At 72.6% G+C, this 14,646-nt stretch carries 14 protein-coding genes and 1 pseudogene; 11 read left to right on the top strand and 4 right to left on the bottom strand.

Going from position 1 to position 14,646, the window contains the following annotated elements:
• The first annotated feature begins 25 nt into the window (after window positions 1-25).
• On the top strand, window positions 26-1,048 hold the full coding sequence (locus tag ACFYXM_RS20135; protein ID WP_389291023.1) for an ADP-ribosylglycohydrolase family protein: 1,023 nt from the start codon (window positions 26-28) through the stop codon (window positions 1,046-1,048).
• Between the two features lie 40 nt (window positions 1,049-1,088).
• Window positions 1,089-1,388, top strand: a pseudogene (locus tag ACFYXM_RS20130) (DNA polymerase beta superfamily protein); the annotation flags it as partial.
• A gap of 21 nt (window positions 1,389-1,409) precedes the next feature.
• Here the strand turns inward: ACFYXM_RS20130 and ACFYXM_RS20125 are convergent.
• Complete coding sequence (locus tag ACFYXM_RS20125) at window positions 1,410-2,114, bottom strand: DNA polymerase beta superfamily protein (RefSeq protein ID WP_389291021.1); 705 nt, start codon at window positions 2,112-2,114, stop codon at window positions 1,410-1,412.
• Window positions 2,115-2,325: 211 nt separating this feature from the next.
• Between ACFYXM_RS20125 and ACFYXM_RS20120 the strand changes: the two genes are divergently transcribed.
• From ACFYXM_RS20120 to der, 6 genes are all read left to right on the top strand, one after another.
• The gene (locus tag ACFYXM_RS20120; protein WP_389291019.1) at window positions 2,326-2,751 is read left to right on the top strand and encodes a YidB family protein; all 426 of its coding nucleotides are present in this window, start codon (window positions 2,326-2,328) and stop codon (window positions 2,749-2,751) included.
• Between the two features lie 271 nt (window positions 2,752-3,022).
• Window positions 3,023-3,385: a chorismate mutase gene (gene aroH / locus ACFYXM_RS20115; protein ID WP_389291018.1), complete on the top strand. Its 363-nt coding sequence runs from the start codon at window positions 3,023-3,025 to the stop codon at window positions 3,383-3,385.
• Window positions 3,382-4,467 carry a prephenate dehydrogenase gene (locus ACFYXM_RS20110; RefSeq protein WP_389291016.1) on the top strand — a complete coding sequence of 362 codons (1,086 nt, stop codon included), beginning with the start codon at window positions 3,382-3,384 and terminating at the stop codon, window positions 4,465-4,467. The genes aroH and ACFYXM_RS20110 overlap by 4 nt, the downstream gene beginning before the upstream one ends.
• Window positions 4,468-4,655: 188 nt before the next feature.
• Window positions 4,656-5,372, top strand: a complete 717-nt coding sequence (gene cmk / locus ACFYXM_RS20105) for a (d)CMP kinase (protein ID WP_389291015.1) — start codon at window positions 4,656-4,658, stop codon at window positions 5,370-5,372.
• A gap of 68 nt (window positions 5,373-5,440) precedes the next feature.
• Complete coding sequence (locus ACFYXM_RS20100) at window positions 5,441-6,028, top strand: lysophospholipid acyltransferase family protein (RefSeq protein WP_389291063.1); 588 nt, start codon at window positions 5,441-5,443, stop codon at window positions 6,026-6,028.
• Window positions 6,029-6,138: 110 nt separating this feature from the next.
• Window positions 6,139-7,608 (top strand): ribosome biogenesis GTPase Der, encoded by a 1,470-nt coding sequence (gene der, locus ACFYXM_RS20095; RefSeq protein ID WP_389291013.1) that lies wholly within the window; start codon window positions 6,139-6,141, stop codon window positions 7,606-7,608.
• A 420-nt stretch (window positions 7,609-8,028) separates the two neighbouring features.
• On the opposite strand, the gene ACFYXM_RS20090 is transcribed toward der, so the two are convergent.
• Both ACFYXM_RS20090 and ACFYXM_RS20085 read right to left on the bottom strand, forming a co-directional pair.
• Window positions 8,029-8,397, bottom strand: a complete 369-nt coding sequence (locus ACFYXM_RS20090) for a hypothetical protein (RefSeq protein ID WP_389291011.1) — start codon at window positions 8,395-8,397, stop codon at window positions 8,029-8,031.
• Between the two features lie 363 nt (window positions 8,398-8,760).
• Complete coding sequence (locus ACFYXM_RS20085; RefSeq protein ID WP_389291061.1) at window positions 8,761-9,561, bottom strand: hypothetical protein; 801 nt, start codon at window positions 9,559-9,561, stop codon at window positions 8,761-8,763.
• A gap of 356 nt (window positions 9,562-9,917) precedes the next feature.
• Between ACFYXM_RS20085 and ACFYXM_RS20080 the strand changes: the two genes are divergently transcribed.
• The 3 genes from ACFYXM_RS20080 to ACFYXM_RS20070 all read left to right on the top strand — a co-directional run bounded on the left by ACFYXM_RS20080 (window position 9,918) and on the right by ACFYXM_RS20070 (window position 12,867).
• Window positions 9,918-11,201: a glycosyltransferase family 4 protein gene (locus tag ACFYXM_RS20080; protein WP_389291009.1), complete on the top strand. Its 1,284-nt coding sequence runs from the start codon at window positions 9,918-9,920 to the stop codon at window positions 11,199-11,201.
• Window positions 11,198-12,139, top strand: a complete 942-nt coding sequence (locus ACFYXM_RS20075) for a transferase (RefSeq protein WP_389291008.1) — start codon at window positions 11,198-11,200, stop codon at window positions 12,137-12,139. The genes ACFYXM_RS20080 and ACFYXM_RS20075 overlap by 4 nt, the downstream gene beginning before the upstream one ends.
• Before the next feature lie 512 nt (window positions 12,140-12,651).
• Window positions 12,652-12,867: an I78 family peptidase inhibitor gene (locus ACFYXM_RS20070; RefSeq protein WP_389291006.1), complete on the top strand. Its 216-nt coding sequence runs from the start codon at window positions 12,652-12,654 to the stop codon at window positions 12,865-12,867.
• Between the two features lie 237 nt (window positions 12,868-13,104).
• On the opposite strand, the gene ACFYXM_RS20065 is transcribed toward ACFYXM_RS20070, so the two are convergent.
• On the bottom strand, window positions 13,105-14,142 hold the full coding sequence (locus ACFYXM_RS20065) for a phosphatase PAP2 family protein (protein WP_389291004.1): 1,038 nt from the start codon (window positions 14,140-14,142) through the stop codon (window positions 13,105-13,107).
• Window positions 14,143-14,646: the final 504 nt, after the last annotated feature.

Below are 14,646 nucleotides of genomic sequence, written 5' to 3'. Positions count from 1 at the left end.
CGACGACACCGGAAGGAAGAACCACGTGATCGTGACCAGGACCACCACCAAGCAGGCCGCCACCGGAGCACTCACCGGGCTCGCGCTCGGCGACGCGCTGGGCTTCCCGACCGAGTTCAACAACGTGCCGTCGATCCTCGCCAAGTGCGGTCCATGGCGGCAGATGCGGCTGCCGAATCCCGCGTACGTGACCGACGACACCCAGATGACGCTCGCCCTGGCGCGGGGCATACGCACCGCCATGGACCGCGGCCTGCTCACCCCGCTGCGACTGGTCCGCCCGGTGCGCGAGGAGTTCGTCGACTGGTACCACTCGCCCGACAACAACCGGGCCCCGGGCCGTACCTGCATGACCGCCTGCCGGCTGCTCGACAGCGACCGGCTGTGGCAGGAGGCCAGCCGGACCGGGTCCAAGGGCTGCGGCGCCAACATGAGGGTCGTACCGGTCGGGCTCGCCCCCGGGCTGAGCGAGGAACAGCGCTCCGGCGCCGCCCAGTTGCAGGCGGCCCTCACCCACGGCCACCCGACCGCCCTCGCCGCGTCCGACCTGACGGCCCGCGCGGTGTACCTGCTGGCGCAGGGGGCGGAGCCGACGGGCCTGATCGGGCAGCTGCGCAGTTACGCCTACGAGAACGGCGGACGCTATCTCACGCGCTGGCTCGGCGACCTGTGGCGGTACGCGGGCGACTCCTCCCCGGAGCAGTACATCCGGCGCGGCTGGGAGGAATGCCTCGACGCCCTGGCCCGTGTCCAGGACGCCGTGCGCGACCCGTCCCCGGAGACCGACCCCTGCGAGACCACCGGCGACGGCTGGGTCGCGGAGGAGGCACTCGCCACGGCCCTGCACTGCTTCCTGCTCTTTCCCGAGGACCCCGTCACCGCCCTGCGCCGGGCCGCCTGCACCCGTGGCGACTCGGACTCCCTCGGCTGCCTCACCGGCGCGTTCGCCGGTGCCCACCTGGGGGCGGGCGCCTGGCCCAAGGAGTGGTCGGAGCGGATCGAGTACCGCAGCGACCTGTTGGCGCTGGGGGCGCTCTGGGACGCTTGATCCACGCGTACGGAAGACGGAACACCTCCAGGAGGCCGGGCTGCCGGTCACGGACTTCGCCCCGGCCCTCGCCGGGGAACGCGACCCGCCGGTGTTCGTCTCGGTCTCCGGGGCGCGTCTGTACGGGTTTCCGTCCAGGGACTCGGATGCGGACCTTCGGGGGGTCCATCTCCTGCCCGCGGAGGATCTCCTCGGGCTGCGCCCGCCCGAGGAGACACGCTCGCGGATGTGGGACCGGGGCGGGGTCGAGATGGACCTCGTCACCCACGACCTGCGGAAGTTCGTCCGGCTGATACTGAAACCGAACGGCTATGTGCGCGAACAGTTGCTGTCCCCCGCTCGTCCGACCCGGGGGACGCGGTCACCCCTGGTCGTGTCGCAGGGCGGACGCCCGGCGGGTGCGCAGGAGGAAGTCCTCCACGCGGGAGCGGTCCGGCTGCGCAGGGAGCGGCGAGGTCCGTACGGCCTCGTGGTTCTCCTCCGCCAGACGGGTCATCCGGCGCTCGACCTCCGGCCAGGGCACCTCGCCGCGCTTGACCGCCAGCAACTCCTCCCGGGCCGGCCCGACCTCGATCACGAGCTCGCCGGTGCGCAGCAGATCACGGCCGGTGGTCAGCAGCCGCAGCAGATGCAGGGCGTGCTTCCAGCGCGGCACCCCGTACTGCCGGACGTCCGCCTCCAGTTTCCTGCGCTGCCCCACCGCGTAACGGACGAAGGTCCGATGGGCCAGCCGGGACAGGAACGCGCCGCGCAGGGAGAGGAGTTCACGGCCCACGTCGTCGATGCGCTCCACCAGCGGCGAGTGCAGGCACTCCAGCACATTGGGGTTGGCGCGCAGGGCCAGTTCGCAGAAGCGTTCCAGCTCCCAGGAGAACTGCTCCTCCGCCGGCCCCTCGACATGTGTCGGCGGCTTGTCGAACCGCCAGAACAGCGGGGTCGGCGCGAGGTAGACGCCGCGCCGGTCGGTGTCGCTGCCGTCCGTGGCGAGTCCGAAGGCGCGCGAGCCCATCACACACGAATACACCGTGTGATCGCGTACCAGAGTCTCGGGATCGGGGGTGATCATGTCCGCGAGGCTACGCGAGCGGGCGCGTCCCGCGCCGGGAGTTCTCCGCTGCCCGGACCGCCGCGCCCCCGTCGGCGGTCCGGGGCCCTGCGGTGGTCCGCGCCCCTTACTGCGGCCGCGGGCCGATGGCGGCTCCGCCGCGTTCAAGTGGCAGAGGCAGGGGTTCTGATCGACATTGTCGATGAATCATCCCCTCCGGAAAGGCGGAACCATGGCGGGAAACGACCTCGGCAGCCTGCTCGGCAGCCTGCTCGGCGGCGGCCAGGGAGGCGCGGGCGGCGGTGCCGGGAACATCCTCGGCGCGCTGCTGGGCGCGCTGGGCACGAGCCAGAGCGACGCGGGCGGCGGTGGCGCGCTCGAAGGGCTGATCGGCAGGCTCGCCGAGTCCGGTCTGCTCGAACAGGCGCAGTCCTGGGTCGGCACCGGTGAGAACCAGGCGGTCAGCGGAGCGCAGATCGCCCGGGCGCTGCCGGACGAGACCTTGCGGCAGGTCGCCGAGCAGACCGGTGTCACCACGGAGCAGGCCGCCGACGAGATCGCCCGGTCGCTGCCGACGGCGGTCGACAGGCTGACCCCGTCGGGCGAGGTCCCGGCGGGCCGCTCGATCGAGGAACTGGTCCGGGAACAGCGGCTCTGAGGCCACTGGGGCCTGTCGTCGAGGTGCCGTCGTTCGGCCGGAGACCGGGCCGTGCGGCGTCCGGTGCTCCCCCGAGTTCTCGGCTTCGCTCGAACAGGGGAGACCCCATTGACCGCGAGGCGGCGGGGCGCCCGTCCACCGGACGTGTACGGGCGTTCCGGCGGCGGGGCGAGGCGCCACAGCCGTCGTCGGGCGCCCGCCAGGGATGAGCCGGACAGACCTTAGGCTGGTCGCGCGGAAGGATCATGTACGCGAGAGTCGGGAGCACGACGTGGTGGTTCGAGCGGTCCGCGGAGCCGTCCAGCTGGATCAGGACGAGGCCGGGCACATGGCCGAGCGGGTCGGCGCCCTGCTCACCTCGGTCCTGGAGCGCAACAGCCTCGTCACGGACGACCTGATCAGCATCTGGTTCACCGCCACCCCCGACCTGCACAGCGACTTCCCTGCGGCCGCGGCGCGCGGGCTCGGTATCGTCGACGTGCCGCTGATCTGCGCCCAGGAGCTGGACGTCGCGGGGGCCATGCCCCGGGTGGTGCGGATCCTCGCGCACGTCGAGACGTACCTTCCCAAGTCCGAGATCACGCACGTGTACCTCGGTGCCACCGCCGACCTTCGCAAGGACATCGCCCAGTGAGAACCGCCCTCGTCATCGGAACGGGCCTCGTCGGCACCTCCGCAGCCCTCGCCCTGGCCGGGCGCGGCATCCAGGTCCACCTCGTCGACCACGACCCCGAGTCGGCCCGCACCGCGGCGGCGCTCGGAGCCGGTACGGACGAGCCGCCCGAGGACCGTGTCGACCTGGCGGTCGTCGCCGTGCCGCCCGCCCACGTGGCCCCGGTACTGGCCAGTGCCATGCGCGACGGTGTCGCCCGCGGCTACCTCGACGTGGCCAGCGTCAAGGGCGGCCCGCGCCGCGAGCTGGAGGCGCTCGGTGTCGACCTCACCCCGTACATCGGTACGCACCCGATGGCGGGCAAGGAGCGGTCCGGCCCCCTCGCGGCCACCGCCGATCTCTTCGAGGGGCGCCCCTGGGTCCTCACCCCGACCCGGGACACCGACACCGAGGTCCTCAACCTCGCCCTGGAACTGGTCGCGCTGTGCCGTGCCGTCCCGGTCGTCATGGACGCCGATGCCCACGACCGGGCCGTCGCCCTGGTCTCCCACACCCCGCAGCTGATCTCGTCGATGGTCGCCGCCCGCCTGGAGGAGGCCGACGAGACAGCCGTACGCCTCTGCGGCCAGGGCATCAGGGACGTCACCCGGATCGCCGCGTCCGATCCCCGGATGTGGGTGGAGATCCTCTCCGCCAACCCCGGGCCGGTCGCCGACGTGCTGGCCGGGGTCGCCGCCGATCTCGACGAGACGGTACGGGCGCTGCGCGCCCTGGAGTCCGCCGACGGCGAGCGGCGGCGCGAGGGGACCGAGGGCATCGAGGACGTCCTGCGCCGCGGCAACGCGGGCCGGGTGCGGGTGCCCGGCAAGCACGGGGCGGCCCCCGCCTCGTACGAGATGGTGTCCGTGCTCATCAGCGACCGGCCGGGCGAGCTGGCCCGGATCTTCGCCGACGCCGAACAGGCCGGGGTCAACGTCGAGGACGTGCGCATCGAGCACGCCACCGGGCAGCAGGCGGGCCTGGTCCAGCTGATGGTCGAGCCCAGCGCCGCTCTCGGGCTGAGCGCGGCCCTGCGCGAGCGCGGCTGGGCCATACGGCAGTAGGCCGTACGAGCGCCGTCCGCCCGGGACGGGCCCGTCCCGGGCGGACGGCGCTCCCGGGGACGGGGCCGCCCCGGGCAGCGGTACGGGCGGTTGTCCACAGGGGTGCGGAGGACCGTCCCGACACTCGGTAACCTTGTGCGGGGCGGGTTCACGCGCGCCCCCGTCCGCCCACCCCGTGTACCAGGAAGGTGTCCACCGCCGTGGAAACCGCAAGCGCCGCCGCCCGGACGGCCCCGGCCGCAGTGATCGTCGCCATCGACGGGCCCTCCGGCACCGGCAAGTCGAGCACGTCCAAGGCCGTCGCCGCCCAGCTCGGCCTGAGCTACCTGGACACCGGCGCCCAGTACCGGGCGATCACCTGGTGGATGCTGAACAACGGCATCGACGTCGAGGACGCCGCGGAGGTGGCTACGGCCGCCGCCAAGCCGGTCATCGTCTCCGGCACGGACCCGGCCGCCCCGACGATCACCGTCGACGGCGCGGACGCCTCGGGCCCGATCCGCACCCAGGAGGTCACCGCCAAGGTCAGCGCCGTCAGCGCGGTCCCCGAGGTGCGTACCCGGATCACCGAGCTGCAGCGCACCATCGCCGCGGCGGCCGAGCGGGGCATAGTGGTCGAGGGCCGCGACATCGGCACCACGGTGCTGCCCGACGCCGACCTGAAGATCTTCCTCACCGCGTCGCCGGAGGCACGTGCCGCCCGCCGCAGCAAGGAGATCAAGGGTTCCGACCTCGCCACCACGAAGGAGGCGCTGATCAAGCGCGACACGGCGGACTCCGGCCGCAGGACCTCGCCGCTGGCGAAGGCGGACGACGCCGTCGAGGTGGACACCACCGAGCTGACCCTCCAGCAGGTCATCGAGTGCGTCGTCACCCTCGTCGAGGAGAAGCGGACCGCGAAGTGACCCGAGCCACCACGGGCTCGCCCTCACCGCGCGGCGCGGTGGTCGGACGCGGGATCGGGATCGGCCTGATGTACGGGCTGTGGAAGCCCCGCGTCCTCGGCGCGTGGCGGGTGCCCGCCACCGGACCGGTCATACTCGCGGTGAACCACTCCCACAACATCGACGGTCCGATGCTGATGGGCACCGCGCCCCGGCCTGTCCACTTCCTGATCAAGAAGGAGGCGTTCGTCGGCCCGCTCGACCCGTTCCTGCGCGGAATCGGTCAGCTGAAGGTGGACCGCACGACCGCCGACCGCACCGCCATCACCAACGCTCTCGGCGTGCTGGAGAACGGCGGTGCCCTCGGGATATTCCCCGAAGGCACCAGGGGCGAGGGCGACTTCGCCGCCCTGCGCGCCGGGCTCGCGTACTTCGCGGTGCGCAGCGGGGCACCGATCGTTCCGGTGGCCGTCCTGGGCAGCACCGAGCGCCGCGGTCGGCTGATACGGGCGCTGCCGCCGCTGCGCAGCCGGGTCGACGTCGTGTTCGGGGACCCTTTCGAGGCGGCGGCGGTGGGTGGCCGCCGGACCCGCGCGGCGCTGGACGAGGCGACGGCGCGGATCCAGGCCCGGCTGACCGCCCACCTGGAGGAGGCCCGGTGTTTCACCGGGCGCTGAGGGACGTCCCGTGCGCCCGCCGAGGGGCACGGGGATCCCTTGCGTAAGACTTGAGTAGTGGGCCGCTCGACGGCGGCCCATCGATGATGAGGCAAAGAGGAACGGACTTCATGAACGACCAGATTCACTCCGGGGGCTCGGACCACGAGCACGGAGCGCTTGGCGACGCCGAGTACGCGGAGTTCATGGAGCTCGCCGCGGAGGAGGGCTTCGACGCCGAGGAGATCGAGGGTGCGATCGACGCGGCGGGGCACGGGCCGCTGCCCGTCCTCGCCGTCGTCGGACGACCCAATGTCGGCAAGTCGACACTGGTGAACCGGATCATCGGCCGCCGCGAGGCGGTCGTCGAGGACCGGCCCGGGGTCACCCGCGACCGCGTCACCTACGAGGCCGAGTGGGCGGGCCGCCGCTTCAAGGTCGTCGACACCGGCGGCTGGGAGCAGGACGTGCTGGGCATCGACGCCTCCGTCGCCGCCCAGGCCGAGTACGCGATCGAGGCGGCCGACGCGGTCGTCTTCGTGGTCGACGCGAAGGTCGGCGCCACCGACACCGACGAGGCCGTCGTCAAGCTGCTGCGCCGGGCCGGCAAGCCCGTCGTGCTGTGCGCCAACAAGGTCGACGGCCAGAGCGGCGAGGCGGACGCCGCCATGCTCTGGTCGCTGGGTCTCGGCGAACCGTACCCGGTCTCCTCGCTGCACGGCCGCGGCACGGGCGACCTGCTCGACGCCGTGCTCGAAGCACTGCCCGAGGCCCCGGCACAGAGCTTCGGCGCCGCGGTCGGCGGCCCCCGCCGGATCGCCCTCATCGGCCGCCCGAACGTCGGCAAGTCCTCGCTGCTCAACAAGGTGGCCAACGAGGACCGAGTCGTCGTCAACGAGCTCGCGGGCACCACGCGCGACCCGGTCGACGAGCTGATCGAGCTCGGCGGCGTCACCTGGAAGTTCATCGACACGGCCGGCATCCGCCGCCGCGTCCACCTCCAGGAGGGCGCGGACTACTACGCGTCGCTGCGCACCGCCGCCGCCGTGGAGAAGGCCGAGGTCGCCGTCGTCCTGATCGACGCGGGCGAGACCATCAGCGTCCAGGACCAGCGCATCATCACCATGGCCGTGGAGGCCGGGCGTGCCCTGGTGATCGCGTACAACAAGTGGGACACCCTCGACGAGGAGCGGCGCTACTACCTGGAGCGCGAGATCGAGACCGAGCTGGCGCAGGTCGCGTGGGCCCCGCGGGTCAACATCTCCGCTGCCACCGGCCGCCACACGGAGAAGCTGGTCCCCGCGATCGAGACCGCCCTCGCCGGCTGGGAGACCCGTGTCCCCACCGGACGGCTGAACGCGTTCCTCGGCGAACTCGTCGCCTCCCACCCGCACCCGATCCGCGGCGGCAAGCAGCCCCGGATCCTCTTCGGCACCCAGGCGGGGACCAAGCCGCCGCGGTTCGTGCTGTTCGCCTCCGGCTTCCTGGAGCACGGCTACCGGCGCTTCGTCGAGCGCCGACTGCGTGAGGAGTTCGGCTTCGAGGGCACGCCGATCCACATCTCGGTGCGGGTCCGCGAGAAGCGCGGCCGCAACAAGTAACGACCTCACCCTCGATAGGGAGCGGGCTCCCGACGCCCTGCGACTCCGCCTCCCGCGTCGTCGTCGGTCACCGATGCCCCTTCCCCGAGCTCTCAGCTGCTTTCGAGCAGGGGAGGCCTCATCCGCCTCCCTCCTCCGCCCTGGATTCGAAGCCGCACGACGCCGCTCGCTGATCCACTCCCTATCGCGGGTGAAGTCGTAACGGCCCCGGGCCGACAGGGAGCGCCGGCGTGCGGCTTCGGCCGCAAGGCGGAGGAGGGAGCCGATGCGGTGCATCGGCTCCCGGCGGCAACGCGAGGGGTGCAGTCGCGGGGCGGTATGAGCCCGCTCCCTGTCGCCCCCGGCCGTAACACCCAGGCGTGCGTGACGGAGCCCCGGACCGGTTCGTGAACGATGCGGTCCGGGGCTCCGTCATGCGGTTCACACGCCGCGCGAGCCCGGTGGGAGAGCGGCCTGGGCCCGCCCGGAATGCCGCCCCACCCGCTGCCAGGCGGCGGGACTGCCGGTGGGGGAGGCCGCGCCGCCATGGCGTCCGCTGGACCCGCCGTGCGCGGAGGACGCGCTGTGTACGGACAGACCGGTGGAGAGGCCCGCCGGCTGACCGGAGGAGTGGCCGTTCAGCGGGGCGCGCCCGCCGAGCAGTCCGAGGCCGAAGGCCACGAAGCCGAGATTCTCCTCGCCGCTACGATCGCCCGGCAGCGCCCGGAACGACCGGCGGTACTCGGAGTACAGCGCGTCGTAGATCGGGGTCTGGGACTGACCGCCCGAGGGCTCCCGCGAGGGGCGCATGGCAGGGATCGGGCTCGGGCGCTGACGGGAGGAGTCGTATGAGTGCACGTATCTGCCAACGACCCCGGGGTCCGTCGGATGCGGGCCCGGCCGAGAATTAACGACCTGGGGAACGAGAGGGAGTGGATCAGCGAGCGGCGTCGTGCGGTTTCGAATCCGGGGCGGAGGAGGGAGGCGGATGGGGTCTCCCCCTCCCCTGCTCGAAAGCAGCTGAGAGCTCGGGGAAGGGGCGTCGGTGACCGACGACGACGCGGGAGGCGGAGTCGCAGGGCGTCGGGAGCCCGCTCCCTCTTGCTCCCCAGGTCGTACCTGTTCGCCGCGGCCCCGGGCCTGTCTTCGGGCCCGGGCCCCGATGGGCGCGAATCAGGTCCCGGCCAGCGGCATCGCCACGGCGACCAGGAGTCCGTTCGCGGCGGCCTTGTCCAGGGCGTCGCGCAGCAGGTCCTCCCGGGGCTGCTGGCCGATCGCCCCCGCCGGGGCGGCGTAGACGAGCACCGTCCGCGTCTTGTTGGCCGCGGTCCGCCAGCCCTCGGTGACCTGAAGCGGTGCGTGCGCCTGCCACCAGGCGACCTGGGGCCCGCCGTCGGTGCCCGGCTGGAGCACGGCGTGCAGCCGGCCCATGGCGAGCAGGATCGACCAGCCGGGCAGGGCCGCGGGCACCTGCTCCATCCGGTGGACCGGCTGGAAGCCCTGCTCCAGGAGCAGTTGGAGGAACTCGTCGCCCTGGCTGCCGTCCGTGCCCGGGCGGACGATCGCGCCCGTCGGCTCGACGACGAGCGCCGGGTGGAGATCGTCGTCGATCAGCACGAGTCCGCTGGTGATCCCGAGAACGGCCTGCTCGGCGCCGATGCCCTCCGGAAACACCCGCCGGTCCTGCGGCTCCGCCTCCCCACCGGTGATGCTGCGCACCGCGCCCTGCAACTGCTCCTCCGTGACCCTGACGACCTGCGAGGGGATGCAGCTCGCGTGTGCGAAGGCGAGGACGGCGCTCTCCTCGCCGACGAAGAGGACCGTGCTGGTGCGTTCCTGTTCGGAGTCGCCGGGGGTACGGCACGAGGTGCAGTCGTAACTGCCTGGGGTGTTGTCGCCGACGAGCAGTCGGTCGGCTTCGGCGTCGCCGATCTCGGCGCGTACGTCCTCGCTGACGTCGAGCATGCGCGGCACGGGTGGCTCCTCGAACTCGGTGCGTGCGCCGGGCGCTTCCCGGCTCATGAAAAGGACAACGGGCGATCCGAGGTCGGGGTCACGCGAGAAAGGGAACGTAATCGAACCATCTGACGTAGAGAGTGAATCTCACGTTCCGAGGGGTGGTTGCGCCCTGTATGCGCCAATTGATGCCGGGCGAGGTGGGCCAGTCTGCTGTAGCAGCGGTTCACCGATACATCGATAAATCAGGAAAACAGGTGAACGTAAAGATGGCTGAAACTGGTCCAGGTACGGAATGAACCGATGGGCGATCCGCCCCGTCCTGGCAAGTGCGGCCCGCCGTTGACCCGCCGAACCAGGAGCCATGGCACCTCATGCACATCTCTTTCCTGCTCCACAACGCCTATGGAGTCGGGGGCACGATCCGTACGACGTTCAACCTCGCCGGGACGCTGGCCGAGCACCATGACGTGGAGATCGTGTCCGTGTTCCGGCACCGGGACGTCCCGGTGCTGGGCGCCCCGGCGGGTGTCCGCCTCGGCCACCTCGTCGACCTGCGGAAGAAGAGTCCGACGTACGACGGCGACGCCGCCGATCACGCCCGCCCCGCGGCCGTGTTCCCGCGCGGCGACAGCAGGTACCGGCAGTACAGCAGGCTGACCGACACCCGGGTGGCGGACCACCTGCGCTCCCTGGACGCGGACGTCGTCATCGGCACCCGCCCCGGGCTCAACGTGCAGATCAGCAGGCAGACCCGGCGCGGGCCCGTACGGATCGGGCAGGAGCACCTCACCCTCGACAGCCACGGCTACCGGCTGCGCCGCGAGATCGGGCACCGCTACGCCCTGCTCGACGCGATCACCACCGTCACCGAGGCCGACGCCCGCGCCTACCGGGCCGGGTTCAGGCTGCCCGGCGTGCGCATCGAGGCCATCCCCAACAGCGTGCCCGTGCCGCGGATCGCGCCCGCCGACGGCACCGGCAAGTGGGTCGTCGCCGCGGGCCGGCTGCACAGGGTCAAGCGGTACGACCTGCTCGTCCGCGCGTTCGCCGACGTGGTCGCCGTCCGCCCGGACTGGCGACTGCGCATCTACGGATCCGGCGACGCGACCGGGAACGAGCGCCGCGCGCTGCTCGCGCTCGTCGGCGAACTCGGCCTGCACAACCACGTGTTCCTGATGGGCGCGGTCGATCCCCTGGAGGCCGAGTGGCCCAAGGGGTCGATCGCCGCGGTCACATCGGACCGCGAGTCCTTCGGCATGACCATCGTGGAGGCGATGCGCTGCGGCCTGCCGGTCGTCGCCACCGACTGCCCGCACGGCCCGCGCGAGATCATCGGGGACGGCAGCGACGGACGGCTGGTGCCCGTCGGCGACCAGGTGGCGCTGAAGGACGCACTCCTCGGCCTGATCGAGGACGACGAGGCCCGGCGGCGCTTCGGACGCGCCGCGCTGGCCGCGTCCGAACGCTTCGACCCGGCGCGGATCGCCGAACGCCACGAGCGGCTCTTCACCGAACTCGCCTCCCGGGTCCCGCACGACCGCTCGCACGGCGCGCTGCGCACCACGCTGCACCGGACCCGGAGCGCCGTGCTGGACGGGGCGTACGCCGTGCGCCACAAGGCCGCAGACATCATCCGCAGGAGGAAGTCCGCATGACCGTCCCCGCAGAACGTACGACCGCCGCCGGGGAGCGGCGGGCACCGCGGGCCGACTGCGTCGCGGGCCCGGACGGGTCGATCACCTTCGAACTCGACGTCCCCGCCCACGGATCCGGTGGCCCCGGCGGTTCCGCCCCCGGTGGCCACGACGGCCCCGGATCCGCTCACCACGGTCCCGGCTCGGGCCGTGACGACGGAGAGGCGCCCGAGCTGCTCCTCCGGCTGCGCGGCGGCAAGGGCGACGGGGCCGTTCTCCGGCTTCCCCTGGCCCCGGTGGAGGAGGGACGGTTCCGGGCGGTGCTGCCGAGCACGGTGGAGCCCGCCGAGGGCCGCTGGGACGTCCATGTGCGGCGGCCGGGCGCGGGCGACGACGGGGAGACGGCGGTCGAGCCCGGCATCAGGGACCTGCGACTGCTGATGGACCGGGTACCGGAGGGCGGGCGGGTCGCGGTCGGCATCCCGTACCCGACCGTCGACGGACGGCTCGCCCTGCACTGCTGGATCCGCTCACCGCACGCCGAGGCCGGGCCGGTGACCTTCGAGGGGAACGGGATGACCGTCGAGGGCACCCTGTACGGGGTCGCGCTCGGCGACGGCGCCCACGTGGAGGCGAGGTGGACCGGCGCCCCCGACCGGGTGTGCCGGGTGCCGGCCGGCGGGAGCGACGGGACGTTCGCCTTCACGCTGCCGTTCGACCGGCTCGTGGACGGGCCGGTGCGCGGCGAGCGGCTGTGGTCGCTCTGGCTGGTCCCCGGGACCGGCGCCGGGGAACGGGCCGGAGCGGTGCGGATCTCCCGTCTCCTCGACGACGTGTGGGACCGCAAGAACGTCTTCGTCTACCCGGGCCGCGACATCGGGGACGGGGCCCGGGCCACTCCCTGCTACACGGGCGACAACGACCTCTGCGTACGGGTCGGACCCGGCCCCGGGGCCTGATCGGGGAGGCCGGGGCGGCGGCCGCGGACCGGATGCGGACCCGGGCCGGTCGCGGCCCTCGGCCCCCCGCAGCCGGTGGAGCCGGAACCGCCGGGGCGGGCCTCGGCCGCCGTCCGGGCGGCGTACCCGTACCCGTCAGAGCCCCGCCGTCCCGGGATGCCGCCGCCTCTTCCCTTACCCCGGCACGAATTTTGTGACCAGACGATAAGGGTGCCATAAGGAAGCGTGAATTCCCGGTGGCGCGAGCGATCTCGGCGGATATTGGGCGGAGAAATTCCGGCCTTGGGGAACGAAGCGATTCGCTCGATTTTCCGCGCCCTGCGCATGATTTCCCGAAGTTTTCCGATTACCCTCCGTCGGGGCGTGGGCGGTGTGTTCGGGGCATGTGACGACGCCGGAACCGATGTCGTGATCCTGTGACACAAGTGTGACCGGCAAGGGATGTGCGGTTGCCGTGCGACGGACCCGGTCCCGGCTTTCCCCGCGGCCCCCGGACACCTACGGTGAGGGGTATGGCGACTTCGTCGAACCGTCCCGTCCAGCCCCAGGACTCGCCCGGCACGTACGTCGGCCTCGCCGCCGAGACGGCCGAACGGCGGGCCCGTACGCGTGGCTGGACCACCGTCAGATCCGTGCCGCCGGGCACGGTCATCACCATGGAGTTCCGGGCCGGGCGGATCAACTTCGAGGTCGCGGACTCGGTCGTCACCCGCTGCTGGGTGGGCTGAGCCCGCCTCCCCCGGCATGAGTGAGGGGGCCCCCCCGGGGGGGGGCCCCCCCCGGGGGCGGGGGGGGGGGGGGGGGGGCCGGGGCCGCCGCCGCGGGGGGGGGGCGCCCGGGCCCCGCCCGGGGCGGGGGGGGCCCCCCCCGCCCCCCCCGGTGGGGGGGGGGGCCCCCGCGGGGGGGGGCCCCCTCACTCATGCCGGGGGAGGCGGGGTGCGTACCGGCCTCACCGTCCGCGGGGGTCAGCCGCCGGTCACCGGCCGGGCCGACGCCGCTCCGCCGTGCGGCACCCGGTCCGGGTGCGGTGGCCGGCGGCTGCCGGTGGGAGTGACCGGGGTCCGCTCCGAGCGCGGCAGATGGACCTGGTGCGACGGCGGACCCGAGTGGGCATGCGGCCGGGTGCCCGCGACCGCGGAGGTCGCCGGGGGGCCGCCCACGGCGACCGGCTCCGGCGCCGGGCCTCCGGCCGGGACGTCGTCGCCGTCCGGCAACGGGAACGCCTCGGTCCGGGGGCCCGCGACCGGGACGGGCGCGGAGGGCACGGGACGGCCGAGCCCCCGCAGGCTCTCGCGCTGCGCGAAGATCCAGGTCTCGGTCCGGGCGATCAGCGGCTCGACCCAGGGCAGCCCCAGCAGGATCAGCAGCCCCGCGGCCCAGCCCAGCAGCACATCGCTGAGCCAGTGCGTGCCGAGGTAGACCGTGGTGAGCCCGACGCCGAGCGAGACGACCGCCGAGAGGGCCGACAGATAGCGCCTGGCCCTCGGCGTGGTGGCCAGATAGGCGAGGATCCCCCAGGTCACCACCGCGTTGGCGGTGTGGCCCGAGGGAAATATGTCGCCGCCGGCGAAGAGTTCCGCGGAGCCGATCTGGGTCGCGTAATGCGGCCCGAGCCGCCCCAGGCCGATCTTGACCGCGCCGACCGTCGCGTTGAGCAGCAGCAGCGCCGCACCGAGCGTCAGCAGGGGCCGCAGCGTGTGCTGCCGCCAGGAGCGCCAGCCGAGCCAGCAGGCGACCATGGTGGCGGTGGGACCGCGCTGGCCGAGCACGACGTAGTAGTCGAGGAACGCATGGATTTCCGGCCATTGCTGATACGGCCGGAAGAGCATGACCTTCCAGTCCAGCGCCACCAGCCAGGAGGAGGTCAGCACGGCGACGACGATGGCGACATAGAACGCCAACGTCCCGCCGAAGAGAGCGACACGGTGACGGCTCATCCGTGGCGGCTCTATCTTCGGCGGCTCCGGCTCCCGGTCCAGGCGGGCAAAGATGTCGGTACGCACCCAATCGACGTTACAGCGAGTGAGTGTGCGACCAGGGCGTTCAGGTCTCTTTGTGATGACGATGTGATGTGGGATTTGTCTCGGCAGGGCCTTAATTCCTGATCCGAGGAAGCGTATCGACGCGCCTTTGCTTCATTCATTTCGCACTTATTTCGGAAGGGTGTTTGGCGCGGGTGGAAAATCCCAGGAGGTGTCGGTACGAATACAAACCGCATCATGGGAGGAAGGACGGACGGTGCCCGTCCGGTCACCGAACGCTCCCGTGCCGGGCCCGGCGATCGCTCCGCGGACCGGGGCGAGTACCTTCTGTGCCGGGCGCGGAGATCGTTCGCGCAGGCCGGGGGCGAGCGCGACCCGCCGCGTGACGCAGGCCGCACTCCACGGCCCGTCGAGGTATGAGGTGGACCACGTGTGAGTTCTCCGAACTCGCGTACGCTGACGGATCACTCGCCCGTCGATGCCGGCCCCGAGGGGCGGCACGTCCGCCGCGTACCCGGCCGGCCC

It is taken from the genome of Streptomyces sp. NPDC002476, from assembly GCF_042889785.1.
Taxonomy (GTDB): domain Bacteria; phylum Actinomycetota; class Actinomycetes; order Streptomycetales; family Streptomycetaceae; genus Streptomyces.
The sequence above is the reverse complement of the archived record's forward strand: the minus strand, read 5'-3'. Positions and strand labels throughout refer to the sequence as shown.

Coding starts and splice junctions, on each gene's coding strand:
- ACFYXM_RS20100 (WP_389291063.1), top strand. CDS start 5,441: ATGTACGGGCTGTGGAAGCCCCGCGTCCTCGGCGCGTGGCGGGTGCCC.
- ACFYXM_RS20070 (WP_389291006.1), top strand. CDS start 12,652: ATGGCGACTTCGTCGAACCGTCCCGTCCAGCCCCAGGACTCGCCCGGC.
- der (WP_389291013.1), top strand. CDS start 6,139: ATGAACGACCAGATTCACTCCGGGGGCTCGGACCACGAGCACGGAGCG.
- ACFYXM_RS20080 (WP_389291009.1), top strand. CDS start 9,918: ATGCACATCTCTTTCCTGCTCCACAACGCCTATGGAGTCGGGGGCACG.
- ACFYXM_RS20090 (WP_389291011.1), bottom strand. CDS start 8,397: ATGCGCCCCTCGCGGGAGCCCTCGGGCGGTCAGTCCCAGACCCCGATC.
- ACFYXM_RS20120 (WP_389291019.1), top strand. CDS start 2,326: ATGGCGGGAAACGACCTCGGCAGCCTGCTCGGCAGCCTGCTCGGCGGC.
- ACFYXM_RS20125 (WP_389291021.1), bottom strand. CDS start 2,114: ATGATCACCCCCGATCCCGAGACTCTGGTACGCGATCACACGGTGTAT.
- ACFYXM_RS20075 (WP_389291008.1), top strand. CDS start 11,198: ATGACCGTCCCCGCAGAACGTACGACCGCCGCCGGGGAGCGGCGGGCA.